Source organism: Clostridium sp. SHJSY1 (genome assembly GCF_031626875.1).
Classification (GTDB): domain Bacteria; phylum Bacillota; class Clostridia; order Clostridiales; family Clostridiaceae; genus Clostridium.
Genome location: NZ_JANDMF010000022.1, coordinates 56,518 through 80,183, shown reverse-complemented (window position 1 = coordinate 80,183; position 23,666 = coordinate 56,518). Strand labels below are relative to the sequence as shown.

General features: G+C 29.5%; 15 protein-coding genes. 12 read left to right on the top strand and 3 right to left on the bottom strand.

Annotation, left to right across the window (positions count from 1 at the left end; translation table 11 throughout):
• Window positions 1-1,812, top strand: a complete 1,812-nt coding sequence (locus NNC19_RS11650) for an ATP-binding protein (RefSeq protein WP_310938827.1) — start codon at window positions 1-3, stop codon at window positions 1,810-1,812.
• A gap of 23 nt (window positions 1,813-1,835) precedes the next feature.
• On the top strand, window positions 1,836-2,441 hold the full coding sequence (locus tag NNC19_RS11645) for a response regulator (protein WP_310938826.1): 606 nt from the start codon (window positions 1,836-1,838) through the stop codon (window positions 2,439-2,441).
• Window positions 2,442-2,517: 76 nt separating this feature from the next.
• Here NNC19_RS11645 and NNC19_RS11640 read toward each other — a convergent pair whose 3' ends face one another.
• Window positions 2,518-2,838 carry a hypothetical protein gene (locus tag NNC19_RS11640; protein ID WP_310938825.1) on the bottom strand — a complete coding sequence of 107 codons (321 nt, stop codon included), beginning with the start codon at window positions 2,836-2,838 and terminating at the stop codon, window positions 2,518-2,520.
• Between the two features lie 166 nt (window positions 2,839-3,004).
• Complete coding sequence (locus tag NNC19_RS11635) at window positions 3,005-3,817, bottom strand: AraC family transcriptional regulator (RefSeq protein WP_310938824.1); 813 nt, start codon at window positions 3,815-3,817, stop codon at window positions 3,005-3,007.
• Between the two features lie 152 nt (window positions 3,818-3,969).
• On the opposite strand from NNC19_RS11635, the gene NNC19_RS11630 reads away from it, so the two are divergent.
• From NNC19_RS11630 to NNC19_RS11605, 6 genes are all read left to right on the top strand, one after another.
• Window positions 3,970-7,605, top strand: coding sequence for a glycosyl hydrolase 115 family protein (locus tag NNC19_RS11630; protein WP_310938823.1), 3,636 nt, complete (start codon window positions 3,970-3,972; stop codon window positions 7,603-7,605).
• A 134-nt stretch (window positions 7,606-7,739) separates the two neighbouring features.
• Complete coding sequence (locus tag NNC19_RS11625; RefSeq protein ID WP_310938822.1) at window positions 7,740-9,287, top strand: MFS transporter; 1,548 nt, start codon at window positions 7,740-7,742, stop codon at window positions 9,285-9,287.
• Between the two features lie 37 nt (window positions 9,288-9,324).
• Window positions 9,325-10,941, top strand: coding sequence for a right-handed parallel beta-helix repeat-containing protein (locus NNC19_RS11620; RefSeq protein WP_310938821.1), 1,617 nt, complete (start codon window positions 9,325-9,327; stop codon window positions 10,939-10,941).
• A 67-nt stretch (window positions 10,942-11,008) separates the two neighbouring features.
• The gene (locus NNC19_RS11615) at window positions 11,009-11,869 is read left to right on the top strand and encodes an SGNH/GDSL hydrolase family protein (protein WP_310938820.1); all 861 of its coding nucleotides are present in this window, start codon (window positions 11,009-11,011) and stop codon (window positions 11,867-11,869) included.
• 307 nt (window positions 11,870-12,176) lie between these two features.
• On the top strand, window positions 12,177-13,010 hold the full coding sequence (locus NNC19_RS11610) for a MerR family transcriptional regulator (protein ID WP_310938819.1): 834 nt from the start codon (window positions 12,177-12,179) through the stop codon (window positions 13,008-13,010).
• An 88-nt stretch (window positions 13,011-13,098) separates the two neighbouring features.
• Window positions 13,099-14,964, top strand: coding sequence for a GDSL-type esterase/lipase family protein (locus NNC19_RS11605; RefSeq protein WP_310938818.1), 1,866 nt, complete (start codon window positions 13,099-13,101; stop codon window positions 14,962-14,964).
• A gap of 110 nt (window positions 14,965-15,074) precedes the next feature.
• Here the strand turns inward: NNC19_RS11605 and NNC19_RS11600 are convergent, their stop codons facing one another.
• Window positions 15,075-17,618: a GH39 family glycosyl hydrolase gene (locus NNC19_RS11600; RefSeq protein WP_310938817.1), complete on the bottom strand. Its 2,544-nt coding sequence runs from the start codon at window positions 17,616-17,618 to the stop codon at window positions 15,075-15,077.
• 315 nt (window positions 17,619-17,933) lie between these two features.
• Here NNC19_RS11600 and NNC19_RS11595 point away from each other — a divergent pair, with 315 nt between their 5' ends.
• Genes NNC19_RS11595 through NNC19_RS11580 form a run of 4 tightly spaced genes read left to right on the top strand, consistent with a single transcriptional unit; the run spans window position 17,934 to window position 23,659 of the window.
• Window positions 17,934-18,869: a flavodoxin family protein gene (locus tag NNC19_RS11595; protein ID WP_310938816.1), complete on the top strand. Its 936-nt coding sequence runs from the start codon at window positions 17,934-17,936 to the stop codon at window positions 18,867-18,869.
• Between the two features lie 38 nt (window positions 18,870-18,907).
• Window positions 18,908-20,389, top strand: coding sequence for an FAD-dependent oxidoreductase (locus NNC19_RS11590; protein ID WP_310938815.1), 1,482 nt, complete (start codon window positions 18,908-18,910; stop codon window positions 20,387-20,389).
• A 60-nt stretch (window positions 20,390-20,449) separates the two neighbouring features.
• Window positions 20,450-22,540, top strand: a complete 2,091-nt coding sequence (locus NNC19_RS11585) for an FAD-dependent oxidoreductase (RefSeq protein WP_310938814.1) — start codon at window positions 20,450-20,452, stop codon at window positions 22,538-22,540.
• Window positions 22,541-22,555: 15 nt separating this feature from the next.
• A complete protein-coding gene (locus NNC19_RS11580; RefSeq protein ID WP_310938813.1) occupies window positions 22,556-23,659 on the top strand; it encodes an NADH-ubiquinone oxidoreductase-F iron-sulfur binding region domain-containing protein in 1,104 nt (367 codons plus the stop codon).
• Window positions 23,660-23,666 lie beyond the last annotated feature (7 nt).

Sequence of the window (23,666 nt, the reverse complement as noted above, 5' to 3'; positions counted from 1 at the left end):
ATGATATTTACTGTATTATCAATTTGGATAGCAGCACTGGTAGTTATTTTAAATGATAATAGAACAGAATCAACAATATGGCTAAGTGCATTTCTATTTACGGTGGGACTAGGTGGTTTTTCAGTGGTTATTGTAGAAAATTATTTTGTTATTAATTACACTATTGCTGATAGTATGATGAGTAAAATATATTTTTACAATGCGTTGGCTTCTGTTATTTCTCATAATTTATCACCATATTTTGCTTTGTTATATGGAATGTCGTATATAAGTATCTCAAGAAACTATAAAAAGGTAATTTATGGGTTATTGCTTATACCACCAATTTTAAGCTTTATACTTATACCATTAAAAAGTAGTTATTTGAAAACAACAGAAGAAATTATTTTGTATTTTAGAATAATAGGTATATGGATTATTCCATATATGACATTCTCAATTGTATTACTTATATATTCATATTTAAAAGAGAAATCAAGGTTAATGAAAACATATAAGGTTTTAAATATAATTATAATTGTTCCTAGTATGCTATATATAATTTTTTTTAATATTATTTTTAGAGCATTAGGAGTAGATGACAATTGGAGATGTTGTGATTTAATAGTACCTATACTTTTTTTTAGTTTCATTTTTTTTGCGTATAAAAATGGGGCTTTAGGTGTTAGATTCAAATTTGATAAATACAATTTTGCATTTGAGAACATAATTGATTTCATATCTGATTCTTTTGTTGTATTAGATAAAGAACTTTATATTGTAAAAACTAATTCATTATTTAGAAAAAATTTTATGACAGATGAAGAGAGTAAGTATAGAGATTTTTATGAGTTGCTTAGAAACAGTAAAATATTTGATTATAAAGAAAAAATAGTGGATATTATATATAAGTCAGAAAATGAAACTAAAAGTATGAAAATATCTTTAAATAGTGAAAATTGTATTAAGTATTTTGAAATACAAGCTAATCCAGTAAAAATAAAAAAAGAATTTTTTGGTACAATGCTTTTATTTAAAGATATAACAACTCACGAAAAAAACCTAGAACTTATAAAAGAAAATCAAATCCAATTAATTGAAAAGGAAAGACTTAGATCATTAAGTCAACTTATAGGTGGGGTAGCACATAATTTGAAGACACCTTTAATGAGTATTGGTGGTGGAAATGCAATCATAAAAAGGAATATAGAAAAAATACATAAATATGCTAAAGAAAATTGTTCAGATATGGAATATAACTATTTAGAACATCTAATAAATGAGATTAACCACTGGCAAAATAGAAATAAAGAATATTTAATTTACATGACAGATATAATGAATGCAATAAAAGGGCAATTAGATGAAAATCATGAAAAATCTAATAATTTATCATTTACTGTAAAGGAGGTTTTGGAGAAAATAACATTGCTTATGGCATTTGAAGTAAAAAGTCATAAGTGTGATTTAGTTAAAGATATTAATATTGATGATTTAACAAAAATTAATGGAAAAATTAATTCTCTTATTCAAGTGCTAAATAATATTATAAATAATGCAATTGAAGCAAGTGAAGAGAAAAAATTAATAATATTAAAGGTTTATAAAGAAGATAATAGCATAATATTTTCAGTTAAAAATTTAGGTGAAAAAATTCCTAATGAAATACAAGAAAAATTATTTAAAAATATGGTTACTACCAAAGGTAAAGATGGAACTGGATTAGGATTATATATATCTCAATCAATCATAAAAGGAAGTTTTAATGGTAAGATATATTTTAATAGTACTGATAATGGAACTACTTTTTATATAAACATACCAATTGCTTAGAAATGAAGAAGGGACCTAAATAAATGAATAAAGAAAAAATAAGTATAATTATTATAGATGATGATTTGGGTATAGTTGAATCATTAAAAAGTTTTCTTGAAGAACAGTACGATGTTGAAGGTTTTTCAAATTCTATTGATGGATTAAAAAGATTACAAGAAAAGAATTTTGATCTTCTTATTTTAGATTATTATATAGATAAGTTTAATGGAGCTGATATAGTAAAGGAAATAAGAAAATTTAATAATAGCATCTATATTTTGCTTTTAACAGGGTATGCTGAATCTATTCCAGGTTTAGCATTACTTGAAAATCTAGATATTCAAAATTATTTTGAAAAAACTTCTGATTTTGAAAAAATTCTTATACAGATTAGAAGTATAATTAAATCTATTGAATTCTTTAAGAATGAAGATACAACAGGTAAGAGAATAAAACAATTGAGAAAAATAAATAGATTAAGTCAAGAAGATGTTGCAAAATATTTAGGAGTTAAAATATCTTCAGTTTCTCAATATGAATCCAATCTTGTACTTCCACCAACACAGAATATTTTAAAGTTAGCAAAATTATTTAATGTTACGACCGATTTTATACTTTGCTATGAACTTGATATAAGAAAAGTATAATAAGGTAAAGAAAATATTATTAAATTAAAGTTCAAATTAAGAGAAGCTTAAGCTTCTCTTAATTTGCTTATTTAAACTATCTTGAAATCCAGTCTATAACTGCTTGGTTTTGGCAAGCACAAGATTCTGCATCTGTTTTTGTTACAAATAATATATCTCCTGGATTTGATACAGTCTTAAGCTCTTCTAATATATCTTGGGCAGATAAAGTACTTTTAACTAGATATCCTTCAGGCATGAAATTAGCCCAAGCACCTAAAGATTTTATCTTTGTGATTATATTATCTTCACTAGATTCTACATGTTCATGTTCGTGATTATGCTCATGTTCGTGATTATGCTCATGACCACATCCACAAGTATCACTTACAAAATATGTAATCATATATGCTGTCATAAAATTATCCCCTTTCAAAACAAGACTTTCATTATAGCTTGTTTATTTACATTTAAATTATACATTAATATTTGGAAATGTAAATGATAATTTTTATCAAAAAGAATCGGTAATATAAGAATTAGATAGGTTTAATAATAAAAATCTATCATTTTAAAATATAAATTTATAGTGCTTTTTTTCTAAATTCACTTGGAGTTATAGATAATGCTTGTTTAAAAGTTTTACAGAAATACATAGATGAATTAAATCCACATACACCGCCTATTTCTGAGATAGATAGGGTAGTATTTATAAGCATATCACAAGCATTTTGTATTTTTATTTTATTTATATATTGTACTAGAGTAAGACCTATATTTTCTTTAAATAAATGACATAAATAAAATTTTGAAATGTAAAACTTATTTGCTATTTCATCTAGAGTGCTTATCTTATTATAATTTTCATTTATATACGATAATATTGGAGAAAAGTTTGTATAAGTTGAAGGAATATGTTCTTTTCTTAGAGATTCTTTATTATCATTCAATATATTTAAAATATTTGCTAAATAGATAAAAATACGATTGTCAGAGGTTGATATATCTTCTTTCTGCAATAAAAACATAAGCTTCTTTATTTGAGGAAAAATTTCTTTGTTAAGGGATATTACTTCCTTTTCAAAACAACTTAATAAAGATTTAATTGAGTGTTCTGTAAAATGTAATCTTAAAAAACGATCTGTAAAATAGATGCATGTTCTAGCACAATTAATTTTTTTTAGACTTTTATGAAATATGTTAGGTTTGCACAATGCAACATCATATTTTGTAACATCATGTACAGAATCATTTATCAAAATATTATGATAGCCTTCTTCAAGAAAGTATAATTCATATGAATTATGATGATGAATATTAGGCATGTCATATTCTGAGTCATATTTAATATAGTCCATTGAAAATAATGGATGAGAATTATATACATCAATATCCATATAGTTACCTCCAATATATTATAGCAATATTGTATAACAAAGATTGTAAAACAACAATATAGTGAAAGATTATTGTTATATATTAATATATAATTTAACTAATGAAGAACTAATTGGTTAAAATTCATTAGCTTTAATGGAGGTTATATTATATGGTACAAAATAATAAATTTGAGCTGTTAAAAAATACTGACATAGTACATGTTTTTATATCTGAAAAAGAAAACAGTGCAGTACAAATTGCAGTTCAAAATCTTTTAAGAGATATTCAATGTGTGTGTGGTTGTGAGGTTATACTTTCAAAAGATATTGATAAGTGCAAGATTATAATTGGGACTATAGAGAATAATAAAACTATAACAGAAATTATAAAAAATAAGAAACTATCAGTAGAAAAACTTAAAAGAGAGAATGGTTTTTTTCATTGGGAAGCTTTTCTTCAAGAAGTAGTTGATGATGTGTTTTATATTATTGGAACAGACAGACGAGGGACAATTTTTGGAATATATGATTTATGTGAATCAATAGGGGTGTCCCCTTGGTACTATTGGGCAGATGTTCCTGTTAAGAAAAAAGAAAAATTTTGTATTGCTAAAGATTTTGCAAAGGTAGATTGGCCATCCATTAAATATCGTGGAATTTTTCTTAATGATGAAGAGGAACTTAATAATTGGGCCAAGCTACATACTTCTGATGATACCATTGGACCAGCTACTTATAAAAATGTATTTGAGCTTCTTCTTCGATTGAAGGCAAATTACATTTGGCCAGCAATGCATGTAAATTGTTTTAACGAAAATCCTGAAAATGGAGCTCTAGCAGAAAGAATGGGAATTGTTGTGGGAACTTCTCATTGTGATATGTTACTTAGAAGTAATCAAAATGAATGGGCACCATGGATCGAAAGTAAAGGTTTTAATGATGCTGTATACGATTACTCGATTAAAGGAAGAAATCGAGAGATTTTAAAAGAGTACTGGCAGGAAAGTGTTGAAAAAAATAAAAATTATGAAGTATGTTATACCATGGGAATGAGAGGAATCCATGATTCTGGATTTATTACATGTGAAATAGATAATGATATTTCTATGAATGAGGAAGAAAAGAAAGTAGCAAAGATTAATCTTTTAGGAAAAGTAATAAAAGATCAACAGCAAATTATTAAGGATGTACTTGGAGAGAAAAAAGAAAAAGATACAATGAAAACATTTATCCCTTATAAAGAAGTTCTGAGTCTTTATGACTCAGGAATAGAGTTGCCTGATGATGTGACACTTATTTGGGCAAATGATAATTTTGGATATATGCGGCGTTATCCTAATGAGAAGGAGCAAAAACGCAGTGGTGGAAATGGACTTTATTATCATTGTTCTTATTGGGCAAATCCAGGAACAGGAATGAGTTATTTATTTATAAATTCTATTCCATTAGCTCATATTGGGAATGAATTAAAAAAATCCTATGAGTCAGGAATAAGAAAATTGTGGATTCTAAATGTAGGTGGGCTAAAACCTCTAGAACAAGACATGGAATTTTTCTTGAAATATGGATGGGAAGCAGGTAAAGAAAAGGGAATTACAAAGGACACTCTTGAATTTACTAAGCATTGGATAGATTCAAATTTTTCAGGTAACCATGGAGTTGAAGTTGCAAAATTATATGAAATATTTGCACAAGTGACAAATGTGAGAAAAGTTGAACATATGAAATCAAATGCTTTTTCACAAACTATATATGGCGATGAAGCAGGACGTAGATTGATGAAATTAGAGGATATTTTTAGGCGTGGAAATGTAATTCTTAACAGTCTTCCTAAAGAAGAACAAGATGCCTTTTTTCAACTATTTTTAATGAAAATTCATGCTTCATACTATACAAATCATGAATTTTATTATGCAGATAGGAGTGTTCTTTCTTTTAATCGTGGGAATATGCAGGCTGCTGATAGATATGTGGAGCTTTCGGTAAGGATGATGAATAATAAAAGAAGAATGCTTCATTTTTATAATAAAAAGATGAGTTCAGGTAAATGGGATGAAATACTCACACCAGAAAAATTTCCACCACCACCTACTGCAATGTATCCTGAAAGAAAGCCAGCATTAAAAATTGAAGGAAGTTCTATAAGAGTGGATTTATGGAATGAAGAAGATACACTTAAGTTTTCAATTTATGGGCGAAGGCAGAAATGGATTGATATTGGAAATCAGGGAGAGGGAAATGTTTCTTTCAACATAGATGTTAAGGAGGGGGCTGATTGGATTTCTATATCACAAGTAGAAGGAATTATACAAACAGAAAAGAGAATACTTGTATCAGTAATAAATCCCAAAGAACATGCAGGTATGAAAGGTCTTATTATAATTAATGATTTGAGAAATGGTACTGCTATTCCAGTAAAGGTTCAAGTAGAAAAAGATATTTTACTTCCAAATAATTACGCAGGGTATATAGAGGCTGATGGATATATATCTATGGAAGCAGCTCAATATGATAAGAACAACTTTTGTTATAGTACAAAGAGTAAAAAAGAAGGATGTGGCTGGATAACAGTGCCAGGTATTGGTAGGTATGAAGGGGCTGCTATGATGACATGGAATTCGAAACTATACCCTATGGATGGAAACATTAAGAATAATCCTTGTTTAGAATATGAAATTTATTTAAATGAAAGTGGAAGTTTTACTTTGGAAATATATCGTTTTCTTACACTGAACTCTAAGGGGAGAATTCGATTAGGGATTGGCATTGATGATGATGAACCTATTATTTTAGAATCTGACATCTATGATGAATGGAAGGGGGAATGGCAAGAATGTATAATGGATAATGGTGAAAAATTAAATATGAAGCTTCCTAGAATATCTGCTGGCACACATAATTTAAAAGTTTATATGATAGATAATTATGTGACTATTAGCAAACTAGTTATTTATACTAGCAAGAAAAAAACATCAAACTTAGGACCTATTACCAGCAAACATAATAATATTGATGTTATAGAGTATGGAATGGAGGGTCCAAATGTAGATTGGGAAGGCTTAGAACAAATTTGTAATGAAGTTTATATTACAAAAGAAGAGGAAGTCCCTTTACCAAATGTTCTATATGCAACAAGAGAATTCTTCAAAGTAGAACAGCTTTTCCAAGTATGCCTAAATTATCATCAGACAATATTAGGAGAAAAACGTTATGAAGAGCTATGGAGGGTTAATGGGAAAAAGAATATTATAAATGAATTTGGAACAGGCATGTTTGTAGAAAGAGATGGAGTATTAGCTATTGAAGCTGAATATGCTTTGAAGAACTCAAAAAATGCTTATCTTACACCTAGTAAAGATGGAAGAGATATTTTATGGAGTCATCTGCAGGCAGAAACTAATGGAAGAACAGGTTTTGCTATGCATGTTGCTAAGCCAGATATTTTTTGGGAAGAGCCAGAAAATTCTCCAGGAATGCATTATAAATTAGAAATTAGCAATGCAGGGATTTACCATGTTTGGATGCTGATTAGGCATCATAATGGAAAATCAGATTCATGTTATTTGTCTATAGATGGAGAAGTAAGACCGCTAGTAGAGCAATTTGGAAAAGGAAATCTGCATACCTATAATACTGCACAAGTATATTATTGGTGCCTTCTATCAGATATAGAATTATCAATAGGTGAACATTTATTTTCAATACTAGCAAGAAGGTCACAACTTAGGATTGATAGAATTTATTTGACAAGTGGTGAGGAGCTTCCCCCAATTGATGCTGATTGGAAGGATTCTATAAGAAAGTAGATAGATTTGTTACTCTGCTATATGTTAAAAAATACTTATATAGCAGAGTGAGTAAAATGGTAGGGAATCGTTGGTATAATTAATTAGATAAAATAAGCTTTTATATATTATTTCATAAAGAGGAGTGTAACATTATGAAGGAAAGAAAAATAAAATTTATTAACTATTTTGGTTATGGATTAGTTGATGTTATAGGTTCTGGTGGATTTACATTAACAAGTGCATGGCTTTTATATTTTTACACAACATTTTGTGGGTTAACCCCAATGCAAGGAGCATCTATATTTGCAATTGCTCGTATAGTTGATGTTATAATGAGTCCTACAATGGGATTTATAACAGATAATTTTTATAAGACTAAGATAGGAAGGAGGTTTGGAAGAAGAAGATTTTTCTTACTTTTAGCTATTCCATTAGTTTCTGTTTATTCTTTAATGTGGGTAAGTGGATTTTCATATATTTATTATGTTGTAACATATATAGGTTTTGAAATCGTATACTCTATGATATTAATTCCTTATGACACATTATCAGCAGAAATGACTTCTGATTTCAAATTAAGAGCAAAACTTACAAGTGCAAGAATGTATATAGCTAGTATTGCATCATTAATAGCAGGATTTTTACCAGGAAGACTTATACAAGTTTTAGGGAAAGAATCGTCAAAATCCTTCTTATATACAGGAATAATTTTCACTTGTGCTTTCATTGTAGCTTTAATATTTGTATACAAATGTACTTGGGAAAGATCTCCAGAAGAAGTGCTTTCCATGGAAACAGATGCTAATAAAGAAAAACTTTCTATAGGTGAAAATATTAAAAAGATATTTATAGATTTTACTACAACTTTTAAGATAAGAAGTTTCAGGGCACATATTGGGATGTATTTAGGTGGATCTGTTGCACAAGATGTTTTTAATGCCGTATTTACTTATTTTATAGTTTTTGCTCTTATAAAAGGTTCTATTGTAGCATCAAATTTATTAGGAATAATGAATGGATTACAAGTTGCAGGAGTAGCATTAGCAACATTTCTAACATTGAAATATAGCCCAAGCAAAGCATTTAGAATGCAATCAGTTCTGGCTATAGTGGCAATTTTGGGGTTCTTTATTATATATGGAACGCTTCCAAATGCAATAATAGTTTTATATGTAGCATCAGTAATAGCTGGAATAGCAAGAGGAGGTATATATTGTATACCTTGGAATAATTATACCTTTATTGCAGATGTAGATGAAATAGTATCTTGTGATAGAAGAGAAGGTATTTTTGCTGGACTTATGAGCCTTTTACGTAAAGCTTCACAAGCATTGTCAGTTTTTTTAGTAGGTGCTATGTTGGAGGAATTTGGATTTATTTCAGGGGGAACAGAACAACCTAAAACAGCTATAACAGCTATAGTAGTTATATTAGCAGTGGTACCTATAATATTGACTATAGTAGGTATTATATCATCATATAAATTTAAAGTAACAGATAAATCACATGAAATATTAAAAAGAGAAATAGAAAGATTGAAAAATGGAGGAGATAAGGGAGCAGTAGATAATGAAACACGTCATGTTGTAGAGGAATTAACAGGGTTAAAATATGAAAATCTTTGGGGAAATAATACAGTTGGATATAATAACTGGAAAAGGTACAAAAATAATAATAACTCAAAAACTGTTAATATTTAATACGCAATTTGTTCAAATAAAGAAAGGAAGTGCTGAAATGTTAAAAAAATTATTTAAGATAACTATGTTGATTATTGTCTCAATTCTACTAATAGCAGGTATTGAAGTATTTACAACTCCTATTAATGCATTTGCAATTAATAAAACTTATTATGTGGATTCTGTGAAAGGTAGTGATAGCAATAATGGGACAAGTTCTAATACTCCTTGGGCATCATTAACAAAGGTTAATAGTAAAATCTATAGTGAAGGAGATAAGATTCTTTTCAAAGCTGGTGGAATTTGGACAGGTCAACTTTATGCAAAAGGATCTGGGATAAACGGAGCACCAATAGTTATTGATATGTATGGAACAGGAAACAAACCAATAATTCAAGGTAATGGAACCAAGCATAACACTATTTATTTTTATAATCAGTCTTATTGGGAAATAAATAACTTGGAAGTTACAAATAAAGCTAGTGATTATGGAGATTATCGTGGCATATCTGTTAATGGAGATGATTATGGAGTTATAAATCATATTTATATTAAGAATTGCGATATACATGATGTAAATGGTGAGGTAAGATGGATTAGTGGATCAAAGGCTGATGAGAATGGAATTTATTATGGAACTGGGTGGGATGCTTCAAAACGTACAGGAGGAATTGTGTTTGATATGCAAAATACATCTACAACTCATGTTAAGACTACTTTTAATGATATTCTAGTTCAAGGTTGTAAAATTAAAGATTGTTCTTTTGGTGGAATAATTGTGAAACAAATTGATAATGGAACCTCCTGGGGAGTGAGAAAGTCAGCTGGTGATAGCAATTGGACTCCACATACAAATGTTACAATTAAAGATAATTATATTAGTCAATATGGTTCAGATCATGCATGTAATGGTATATATATGACAGATGTAAAAGGTGGAACAATCAAAAATAATGTTGTAGCAGGGGCTGGTACATGTGGTATTGAAATGTATTATTGTGATAGTATTACATGTGAAAAAAATGAAACTTTTGATACTACTCAAAAAGCTGGAGGAGCGGATTCTAATGGAATAGACCCTGATAAAGGAACCACAAATATTATAGTTCAAAATAATTATGTACATGATAATGGAGATGGGATCCTTTTATGTGAATTTGGGTTTGGATCCTCTACAATAAGATATAATATACTTCAAAATAACAAAAAGTTAGCTTTAAATTTGCATTCAGACTCAAAGGCTACTGCTGATATATATAATAATATTTTGTATACTAACATTGCTTCTTCTGAATTGGTGAATTCTTCAGGTGGACAAACTACTATGAATAAGGGTACGTATAAAATAAGGAATAATATATTCTATTCAGCTGTAAGTGGACCAGCAATTAGTACTGGCACAAAAGTAACCTATGATTATAATTGCTACTATGGAGTATCAGCACCTTCTTCAGATGGTCATGCAATAATAGCTGATCCTCAATTAGTTAAACCAGGTTCAGGAAAAGATGGTGGTCCAGTTGGTACAGCTTTTAGTTCACTTAGTGGATATAAATTAAAAAGTACATCTCCATGTATTAATAAGGGAATATCTATTTGGAGTGGAGGAAAAGATTTTTGGGGAAATACATTATATAATTCTTCAGCTGATATAGGTGCTAACGAATACAGATAATTTGATGATAATATAAAAGAAATAGGTTTAGAAGAAGGATGTGAAAATTATAATGCTTATTAAAAAGATGAAAATATTTAAGCTAATTAAAGGAATAGGTGTTGCTAGTTTACTTATTATGGTAAGTTTAGAGTCATCTATTGTTAATGCAGCCACATCTAATGCAACAAGAATGGAAGAGGATGGTTATACTTTACTTGATAAGAAATTTGATTATCAAAATGTTTTGCAAGGAAAAACAATGTATGCATTTGGGGATAGTATTGTTGCTGGACATAAATATCCTCTTAGTTTTGTGGATTTTGTTACCCAAAATCAAGGAATGAAATTGAAAAAGTATGCAAGAAATGGTGCAGTAATTTGTTCGGCAGCAACAGATCCTATGGGAGGATACATTATGAATCAAGTCAAATCAGCATCTTTAGTGAATCCTGACTATGTGGTATTTGATGGAGGAACAAATGATGCAGAAAATATCTACAATAATGGAGGAACGTCATTATATAATATTGGAACAGTGACAGAAGGAAAAGATTCTTCAAAGTTCGATACTAAGACGTTTGCAGGTTCATTTGAAAAAACATTATATGATATGGAAAATAAATGGCATAGTGCAAAGATAGTTTATGTTGCAGTACATAAACTGGGGTCACGTGATTGGAAGACACAATTAGCAATGAGAGAAGTTGAATTAGCTGCATGTAAAAAGTGGGGAGTTATAGTTGCAGATGTTTTTGGGAATACTAATTTTGATACTCGAAATATTGAGATGAAAGATTCCTATACATTTAATAATTTAAACTCATCTGGAGTACCAGGTAATAATGGTTCAGGCACACATCCAAATCTTGCTGGTATTAAGAAGTATTATTTACCAGTTTTAACTACAACTCTCTTAAAACTTGCTATAAGTGATATATCCTATTAGGGAGACTGAAAAGATTTTTCAGGAGATATGCTATTAATAATATTTCTTTTTTATGATGGAAATATAGAGTATAAATGAGAAAATGAAAAAAATAATTATATAATAAGATAGCTGTAATAAAAATTCCAACAAGTAAAGCACTCTTGTTGGAATTTTTATTGTATAAAATTATTTAATGTGGTAGTGTTTTTATATAATTACAAGATTTAAGTGAAATTAATTTACTAAGTTTTATAGAGATAAGGGATAATCACTTATAATTAAAATATGGATATTATTAAAAATGAAAATATTAAGGGTGGTTTTAATGAAATACAAAGTTAGTGAACTATCTACCCTTCTTAATGTTTCTACAAATACAGTAAGAAGATATGAGAAGATGGGATATATTACATCAAAAAGATTTGAGAATAATAATTATCGATATTATAGTGAAGATGATATAACAAAATTTATGGCTGTAATATTACTGAGGAAATATGGCTTTACTCATACAGAAATAGCAAATATAAAAAGTAGTCAAATGTCAGAATTAATATATGCATATGAAAATCGAATAGAAGAAATGGACAAGCAGATTGATTATCTAACTAATTTAAGACACAGATTGAAAGATGATTTAATTTTAATGAAAAAAGTCAAGGTGTTTAAACAATCATGTTATATAAAAGATTGTGTTGCTTTATCATATGTTCTTTATCAAAGTGGAGATAGATTATTAAAAGAAAATAAAAGGATAATTACTGTACAAGATTATTTGTATTCATCACCAGAAGTTCAACGAGTTTATTTAATAAGAAAAGAAGATGTAGAAAAGAATAATATAATTTTAAATTTTGGGTGGGCAATAAAGTTAGCTGATTTAGATAGATACAAAATGAGAGAAAATGAATATACAGAGAGATATGAAAAAAGGAAATGTTTATTTAGTTTAGCTAAACTTCCATTAAGTGCAGTAAATAGTCATAGGTATAATGGTAAACGATTAAAAGAGGTTTTGTTAAATGAACCACTAAAGTATATGAAGAAAAATAATCTAAAAATAGATGGAGATATTATTGGAATTGTAATTAATATTGTTATAGAAGATAATCAGGAGATACAATATATTTTAATTAGTGTTCCAATAGGGATTGAGTAATACTATATTGACTATGACATTGTGTCAGACTTTATAATTAGCATTAGTAAACAAGCACAAAAGTTAATTATGGAGGTAAAGTTATAAAATGAGAAGTAAGTTAAAAATGTACATTACATCATTAATAGCTATAATAATAATTATAGCTACAGTGTTTTGTATTAGAAATTTACTATTTTCTAAAAATTCTAGTACATCATCAAGTGATATAGTGAGCACTGAGGATTCAGATAATTTAATTATTGGGGACTCTAGTGATTCAAATGCTTTAAATGTTTTTATTGATAGTGATTTAGATTCAAACAGTATTACAGATAATGAAAACTATCCAGTAAGTGAATGGAACAATCAAATTGAAAATTATCTTAATAGTACATTTTTAAAACAAAAATCTGGAATAGCAAAAGAAGATTGTAATGGAGATACAGAAGGTAAGAATCAACAAAAAGTGCCAACAGGAGTGAGAAATGTGGGTGAAGATAATATTAAAGAATTAAATGAAGGAGAAGTTACTAATCAGTCAAACATTTGGATTGTTGGTGATTCAACAGTAAGTAGTTTTAATGATAATTACTATTATCCAAGATATGGTTGGGGAACTCAGATTGGGAATTATCTTGATGGATCATTTTCAATACAAAATCTTGCATTATCAGGAAGAAGTTCGAAAAGTTTTACAGTTGAGCCACAGTATAGTACCTTACTTAAAGGGATGAAGAGTGGAGACTATTTACTTGTAGGTTTTGGACATAATGATGAAAAAACAGAAGTGGAAAGGTATACAAATCCAAATGGAACATATTTAGATGAAGGTTCATTTGCTAATTCTTTGTATAAAAATTATATTAAACCAGCTAAGGAAGCAGGATGTAAAGTAATACTTTGTACTCCTATTGTTAGAAGAACAGAGACAGGTGAGTGGAGTGGTACAAACATTCATATTACAGAAGATTTTGGAGAATTTGTAGGTGGAGACTATAGTAAAGCTATTAAAGTATTGGGGAAAACACTTAATATACCAGTAGTTGATATGACTTCATTAACTAAATCTTTATATGATAAGTTAGGACCAAATGAAACTCTGAATCTCCATGCTTGGACATCTTCAAAAGCAGTAAGTGTAGATAATACACATACAAATATTTGGGGAGCAAAATACAATGCATATTTTATAACAAAGGCAATTAAAGAGTTGAGGATAGCTGGAATTTCAGAGCATGTGATTGAGACTAATGCTCCAATTAAAAAAGATTCTTTATTTTCTAATCCTGATTATAAAACATCATCATATACAGGGAAATTAAAACAAAGTATTTTATGGAAAGATTATGGTATTTGGAAAGGTACTGTATTTGGAGACATTGGAGTGGATGCAAATATAGAAAATCAAGTAATTGAAAAAGATAGTGAAGGAAATATGCATATTGCAGTATCAAATAATAAGGGGAAAATAGCAAGTACATCTGATGGGATTGCAATGTATTATTATAAAGTTCCTGTAAACAGTAAATTTACATTAACAGCAAAAGCTAAAATTAATAAATTAGTTTTAAATGATCAAGTATCATTTGGACTTATGGCTAGAGATGAAATGTATGTTGATTACAATACAATGGAAGCTCTTGGTGATTATGTTGTAGCAGGACCTTTAAAGCTTACAAAGGCAGGAAATGTTTGGAACTGTTTTGCAAGAAAAAATGGAGGCCTTACACAGGGGGGGACATGTAAAAATCCAATTTCTGCAGGAGATACTGTAAATCTTTCTATTCAAAGTAATTCAGATGGCTATGCTTGTACTTTTGGGAATGAAACAACTATAACAGGAGGATTTGATTTTAAACTTACAAGTATTGATCCTAATTATGTATATGTAGGAATGTTTGTAGCAAGAAATGCAGATATTACATATAGCGATATTAAATTAGTAGTTGATGGGGTTGAGGTTAAATCTTAAAGATAAACTTTGAAAAGTCTGCATTTTTTATTATTTGGAAAATGTACTTATTGCTAGAGTTGAATATGGAGTAAAAAATAGAATTGTAACTCCAAGATTATCCCCCACCATTATACAGAACTGTATTGTGGTGGGGTTTTTGTACTAAGTGGTTTTAATTCTATTAATCGTACTTCATGAGGTTCTAATTCTGCAGTTATTGTTAACAAATAATTTTCAGCAGTCACTATTCTGTTTTGAATTCTTGGAAGAGATGTAGAATTTAAATATTCAATATCTTTATCATTATCTATAGGCATTCCTCCTAATTCTATCCACTTGTCAAAAGAACTTCCATAGTGCTTATTTACAATAGTTTCTGTTAATTTATATGTAGTTTCAGAAAGATTGGTAAGAGGAAGAATTACTTTTAAATTATTTTGCTTTGGAAATGGAGTATATCTATTTTTGAAAGTCATGTCAAATAATTCACCAGAGGCATATAATCGTGAATAATGTTGGTAATTATACAGTATTACTTGAATTGAGTATCCATCTGTTGTTATAAAGTATCCATCACCTTTTTCGAGCAATCTATCTCCAAGACTGTTAAGCATTTGGAAAACATAATAGTGAGATTTTTTTATTCTATTATAAGTAAAAAGACCTTGTCCACCATGAAACAATTGATTTTTCATTTTCACTTCTTCATTTAAATCAGATAACTGCCAATAACCAAAACTTTCAAGAGAATCATAGTTTTCTAATATATTCTTAGCTATATATGCTGCTTTAAAAACTGTATCATTTAAAAGTTCATTATGTGATATAGAAGAATTCCAACTAATTAAGTAGAGCTTGTCAGTTTTCCAGGAGTTTTCTTTTAATCTTTTTTTGATAGATTCAATACTTTCTTTTAATGCATTTTCAGATTCAGCATATACAAGGTATTTTCTCATTTTTATATGAGCTTCCTTTGAAATAGTGGTGGCATCTAAACCAGATAAATTCATAGGATAAAAATGCATGTTAATAAAATCAGGCAAACAATCATTTTCTTTACAAAGGTTCATAAATGTATCTAACCAGTCATTTGATCCTTCTAGAGTTTCAGAAAAAACTGGAGAGCTTCCAAATAGGATATCTTTACTTATTCCTTTTACAGTTTTGTAGGTTTTATTATAAAAATCAAAGAAATCATTTGGATTTTCAAAACCAAACATCTTTTTGAAATCAGGCTCATTCCACAAGAAGACAGGCCAAGATTCAACTTCTTTTCTGCCATAACGAGATATAAAGTGTTCGATAAGTTGTTTTATAGCATAAGTCCACTTTTTCATATTTTTAGGAAAACTTATGATGGAACTAACAAAGAACATTGTACGAGCAGGATCTTTTGCAAGCTCTTTTGGCATAAATGAAAGTTCTATAAAAGGTTTTAAGTTAATAGATAGAAAAAAATCTATTATAGAATCAATATAAGTAAAACAAAGTTCAGGATCACCATTTTCATTTTCTGAATAAAACATCATTTCATCATCAAGCAATCCATGAAATCTTATGTATTTGAATCCAATATCTTTTTGAAGCTCTTGAAGTATTTTTTGATTCTCAGAAAGTAATACATGTTTTGCTTTTCCAATACAAGCAAGATTTTTAAAAGTATGCTCCAAAGGAACTCCATTTAATGAAGTGTTAATTGGATTTATTTCACAAATTTTAGTGTTAGAATTATTTTCATTTGAGATAATAGAATCTTGTTTTAGATAAATTACTAAATGTCTAAAAGATGTGTTATGTTGTAAATCAAAATAATTTATATTTTCAGTTATTCCTTTTTCAGTAATAGAATCATGTCTATCTATTATTTTTCGATATTTACTTGGTAGGCAACCATGTTTGTTTCTAAATGCAGAAACAAATGAACGGGTATTAGAAAAACCATTTTTTTCTGCAATATATTCAATTTTCAAATTAAGGTTACTTAAATCTCTTTCTGCATGAGAAAGTCTAACTTCCATCAAATATTCACTAAAGTTAAGACTTGTAAATTCTTTAAATATTCTTGAGATATATGGAATTGACAAAAAGAATTTATCGGCTAAGTCATTTAATGAGATTTTTTCTCTATAATTTTCACTTATATAATTTAGCATATTCTTTATTCTTTCTGAATTTTTGTCTATATCATTAGAAGTGTTAATTTCTTCAACTTTAAAGTTGGTAGCTAATATATATAATAATTCATAAATATATGATTTATTTAAAAGTTCAATATCACAATTAGGATTGATATTAGCTTTAACTAATAAAGCAAGAAGACGTTTTAGTGGTATAAATCTATTTTTATCTGTTTCTAGGGATGAATTACAATTAAATCTTTTTTGAGCAAAGCGAGAAATTTCAGCTTCAAATGTAGAAATATTAATTTTTAATGATAATATTTTACATTCAGTACCTGATAATGAATGCAATTCAAAAGTATTTATAAGAATAATATCATCTTCATGTAATTTATATTGTATATTACCACATTGAACTTTGACAAAACCAGATAACACATATATTAGTTCTATACCGTTATGCCAATACATGTTTAAGTTTTCAATTGAAAATACAGAAAGTTTTAAAGTTGAAGAAACGTTTAAATTTATAAGTTCTTTATTTATATTCATTAAATGCCTCCATAGTAAAAAATAGTAGTTGATGTAATAGAAATATAACATTATAGCATTATAACATTGTTAATAAAGGAATGTAATACTATCAAAGCAATAAATAAGAAAAATGTGTAAAAAATTAATATTTTAACTGTAAAAAATTATCTTGAAATTAATAGAAGGAAAATTTTCAATTAAAAGTGGATAAAATATTGCAGCTAATAGGGTATGAAAATAGATATTTTATCCATTTTTAACGTGTTAAAATATTAACGAATACTAAATAGTTTGAAAATTTTGAAAGCACATAAACAAATGGAGGGATAGAATATGAAGATATTAGGAATTTCAGGTGGAAGAAGAGACAGCAATAATGATGCTATGTGCAAAGAAGCTTTAATGGCTGCAAAGGAAATAGGGGCAGAGGTTGAATTTATTCAATTAGCAGATTTAGAAATAAAACATTGTACTGGATGTACAGCATGTGTTAATTCACTTATGACAGGAAAAGGTAACATGTGTGTATTAAAGGATGATTTTGATTGGTTATTAGATAAAATGTTAGATGCAGATGGAATACTATTTGCAAATCCTATCTTCTGTAAAGGTGCACCAAGTAAGTTCCTTGCAATAAGAGATCGTTTTGGGCCAAGAATGGATAGAGGAAATAACGTTGTAGCAGCTAAAATTGCAGAAACAACAGGAGGGAAAGCTCCAGATCCAAGAATTTTGAAGGATAAAGTAATTTCTTATATAGGAATTGGTGGATCAGATTGGGTTACAAGATTTCAATGTGATTCAGCAATACAAGCATTAACACCTATGTGGAAAGTTATAAATAATGAAGTATTTCCTTTTTCTACAGGAATTGTTGTGGATAATGAAAAGGTAGAAAAGATTCGTGAAATAGGCTTAAATCTTGCAAAAGCAGCTAAAGATATTGAGAATGCAGAATATAAAGGAGAAGAAGGTGTATGCCCACATTGTCATAGTAGAAACTTTTTCTTAGATAGAGAATCTACTCATGCTGTATGTTGTATGTGTGGAATAGAAGGTGATGTTAAAGTTGTTGATGGTAAGGTAAGATTTGAATTTCCAGAAGAGCAATTAGAACATGCCCATGATACTTTAAGTGGTAAGTTTATACATGCTGATGATATTAAAAAGACTGTTGAGATAAGCATGAAATTGAAGAAGTCAGAAGATTATAAAAAACGTATGGAAAGTTATAAGAACTTTGTTAAAGGCTCTAAGCCAGAAAGATAAAATTAAGTTTAAGTACGGATAGTAATGGAGGAATTATAATGAGAAGTATAGAAACAGATGTAATTGTAGTTGCTGGGGGCCTTTCAGGATTAGCAGCAGCCATTTCAGCAGCAGAAAATGGTGCAAAAGTAACTGTGTTTGAAAAATCAAATACAACAGGTGGAGCTGCAAATATGGGAATGGGGCCACTTGGTATAGGATCACCAATTCAAAAAAATCACATGATATCACTTACTCCAGGAGAAGCATTTAGAAAGCATATGTATTTTACACATTACAATGTAGATGCTCGTATGGTACGTGATTATTATTTTAAGTCTGGAGATACAATAGAATGGCTTATGGATATGGGAGTTGAGTTTGCTGGAGTTCAAAGGGCTTTTAGTGCACCAGAAAATACAAGAGCATATTCAGATGGTGAATTTACATGGCATGTTGTAAAACCAGAAGGAGGGGGAGAGCCAGGGCCACGTTCAGCTTCTACAATGACAAAGAGAATGACTGAAAAAGCTATAGAATTAGGAGTTGAAATTATTTTTGAAACACCTGTTAGTAAGATAATAATGGAGAATGGACAGGCATCTGGAATATTAGCCAAAGACAAAGCAGGAGAAGAAATTGAAGCAAGAGCTAAATCAGTTATTTTGGCAACAGGTGGATTTGGAGATAATCCTCAGATGATTAAAGATGAAACAGGATATGAATTTGGAAAAACTATTTTTAATTTTGCTATTCCAGGTATGAAAGGCGATGGAATAAAAATGGCATGGGAAGCAGGTGCAGGTCATACATCATGTAATATGGAATTAATGTACCAATTACCTGATAATATGAATCACTTTATCCTTGATGGAGCATTTCGTCAACCATGTTTATGGGTAAATAAACTTGGACAAAGATTTATGCCAGAAGATCAGATTGCTAATACAACATTTACTGGAAATGCAATTACTGCACAACCTGGAAGTGTAGCTTATGCAATATTTGATAGTAAAATGCTTAAGAAATATAAGAAAAAAGGGCCAGAAATAGTATCCCATGTACATCCACATGACTTATTTGATCAGTTTGATGAGCAATGGGAAAGAGATATAGAAGCTGGATATGAGCCAATATCTCAAGGTGAAACTATTGAAGAATTAGCAGAAAATGCAGGTATTGATGTAGCTGGATTAGTAGCTCAAGTAGAGGAATACAATGATATGTGTGATGAAGGATTTGATGAACTATTTGAGAAAGATAGGAGATATATGAATCCAATCAAAAAAGGACCATTCTATTGCTGTCGTCAAAATGTTGGGGCATATGGTTCATTAGGTGGAATCCTTATTAATCATAAAACCGAAGTTATGGCACAAGATTATAAGGTGATTCCAGGCCTTTATGCTGTTGGAACAGATGCTTGTAATATTTTTGGAGATAGTTATCCATTTACTTTACCAGGAAATACAATGGGATTCTGCTTAAATAGTGGACGTATCGCTGGAGAAAATGCAGCAGCAAAATTAAGTGATTTTTAACTAAGAGGTATCTTGGCAGGCAATAAAATTGCCTGCTAACTTTTTAAGGAGGAATATCAAATGAAGATTATTTTAGATGATAAGGAAATAGATGCAAAAGAAGGAGTATCGATATTGGATGCTGCCCTTGAAGCTGGAATCTATATTCCACATTTGTGTAAACATCCAGACTTAGAAGCAGTTGGTGGATGTCGTTTATGTTCAGTAGAAGTAGAGGGCATAAATAATGCTGTACCTGCCTGCAAGACAATAATAGAGGAAGGTATGGTAGTAAAAGTTAAATCTGAGAAAGCTGATAAAACTAGAAAAATGGCTATGGAGTTAATTTTAGCAACACATCCAGCAGATTGTACAGGATGCCCTAAGTATGGTAAGTGTGAATTACAATCTTTATATCAGTATATGGGCGTTAGTGCAGAAAGATGGAGAAAAAAAACAAGAACTGTTGCTAATGATACAAGTAATCCAATGATACAGCATCTATTTACAAGATGTATTAGGTGTGGAAGATGTATTAGAGCTTGTAGAGAACTAAGAGGAGTAAAGGTTTTAGATTATCAAAGAACAAAAGATGGTATACGTGTGGGGATTGATGGAAATGTATCACTTGAAGAGGCTGGATGTAGATTTTGTGGTGCTTGTATAGAAGTATGTCCAACAGGCTCAATTATGGATGCAATAGGTTTGATGAAAGAAGATGTATCATATAGCAATTCGGTAGTTCCATGTAGAGCTTCTTGTCCAGCACATACAGATATTCCAAGATACATTCGCTATATTAAAAACGGAGAGTTTTCAAAAGCAACTGCAGTAATACGTGAAAAGGTTCCTTTTCCAGAAACATTAGGAAGTATTTGCAATCACATATGTGAAGATAACTGTAAGAGAAATGAACTAGGAAATCCAATTTCAGTTTGTAAATTAAAAAAAGCAGCTGCTGTAGAGGATGATGGTGCTTGGAAGAGAAGAGTAAGAAAATCAGAACCAACAGGAAAAAAGGTTGCAGTAATAGGTGCTGGACCAACTGGATTAACATCAGCATATTATCTTGTTAAAAAAGGACACGCGGTTACAGTGTTTGAAGAAAATCCAAAAGCTGGTGGGCAATGTCGTTATGGAATTCCAGCATATCGCTTACCTGACGAATTACTTGATAAAGAAATTGAAGATATAGTTGAAGCAGGAGTAAAAATTGAAACTAATAGTAAAATAGACACACCAAAAAAGTTATTAGAGAAAGGTTATGACTCAGTTCTTGTTTCTATTGGTACACATAAAGGTACTGAACTACCAATAGAAGGAAATGACTTAATGGGAGTATATGTAAATACTGATTTTCTTAAGAATGTACGTATTGGAAAATCTGTAGAATTGAAAGAGAGAGTAATGGTTTTAGGTGGTGGTAATGTTGCCTATGATTGTGCTAGAACAGCATTAAGATTAGGTGCAAAAGAAGTTCATATAGCATGTCTTGAAAATTTAGAGCAAATAACAGCTACAAAAGATGAAATTGAAGAAGGAAAAGAAGAAGGTATTATTTTACATGATGCACATTCATTTTTAAGAATCACTGGTAGCGATGTTGTAGAAGGTGTGGAACTTCAAAAAGTTAAAAAGTTCTATTTTGACAGTGATAGAAAAGCAGTTATTGAATTAGTAGAAGGATCTAATGAAGTAATATCAGTAGATAATGTTATTTTTGCGGTTGGACAAAGACCTGCTGGAACAGAAGATATGGAAATAGAATTAACTCATGGACCATACATTAAGACAAATGAAGATTTAGAAACTAGTGTACAAGGAATTTTTGCAGCTGGTGATGTAGTTACAGGCACCAAATCAGTAATATCAGCAATTGCAGCAGGTCGTAAAAGTGCTGAATCAATTGATAAGTATTTAGGTGGAGATGGTGATATTTCTGAGAAATTATTAGATGATAAAAAGCCTGATTCATATATTGGAAGATGTTCTGGGTTTTCTAAGTTAGAAAGAATTAAACCAGAAATTCTAAATGCTGAAAAGAGAAAATGTAATTTTGAAACTGTGGAAAAAACTTTATCTAAAGAAGCTGCAATGTGTGAAGCAAGTCGTTGTTTACAATGTGACTTAAGATTAAACTTAAAGACTTCTAAGTTGTGGAATGAGTATTAGAGGAGGAAAAGAAGCATGAGTAAATATTTAATATGTAATGCAGTATCAGCATATAAAGAAGCACCAGTTTCAAATGATATTTTAAAGAATAGAACTTGTGAAGTTTTAGAATCTATAAATTCAAAAAAAGCAGAAACAAATTATATTATTTTAGATGAAAAAGAAAAAGAACTACAATCAAAATTACAAACAGAAGCTAAAAATTATCCAGGTATGAATTTAAAGATTATTTTAGTTAATAGCAATTTTAGGTTTGTATATAGAAATTCTAGTGCAATCTTAAAAGTTATTGAGGGTGAAAAACCAATACCTTCATCGAAAGAAGAAGACAAGTCAGTATATACTGTAGAAATGTTATTAGATGTGGAAACAAAGAATGTATATATAGATGGAAGAGTAAATAAAAAAGGAAAATATACTTTTAAAAAGAAGAGTTCAGGAAAAGAAATTTTAGAAGTAGCTGAGGTAAAAGGAAACTTTAAAGGAATGTATTTAGGTTATCCTATGGGAATATTTTTAGGAGAATCTGATTTGGAGAAGGAAATTGAACTTACTACAGATTATATTTCGATATTAGATGAGAATGATTGTATTTTAGACAAGTTAAAACACATTGCAGAAATATATACAAAGGAATCTTGTGGAAGATGTGTTTTTGGCTTTGAAGGTGTTACACAAATTAATATGATTCTATCAGATATTTCTCTTAAAAAAGGAAAAGCAAGCGATATTGCTTTATTGCTAGACCTTTGCAATGAAATGAAAGATCAAGTACTTTGTGAAGTTGATGGAACACTTTCTTCTACTATAATAAGTGCAATGAAAAATTTTAAGGTTGAAATAGAAGAGCATATTACTAAAAAATCTTGTAGAGCAGGAATTTGTAGTAAATTTGTAACTTATCATATTCTTGCAGATAAATGTATAGGTTGTACAGATTGTACAGATGAATGTGATGATGATGCAATTCTTGGAAAGAAAAAATTTATTCATGTAATTGATCAAGATGAATGTAGTCAGTGTGGAAAATGTATGGAAGCTTGTGATGAAGGCGCAATTGTTAAGGCAGGAGCAATAAAACCTAGATGTCCTCAAAAGCCTATACCATGCAAAAGATAAGGAAGAA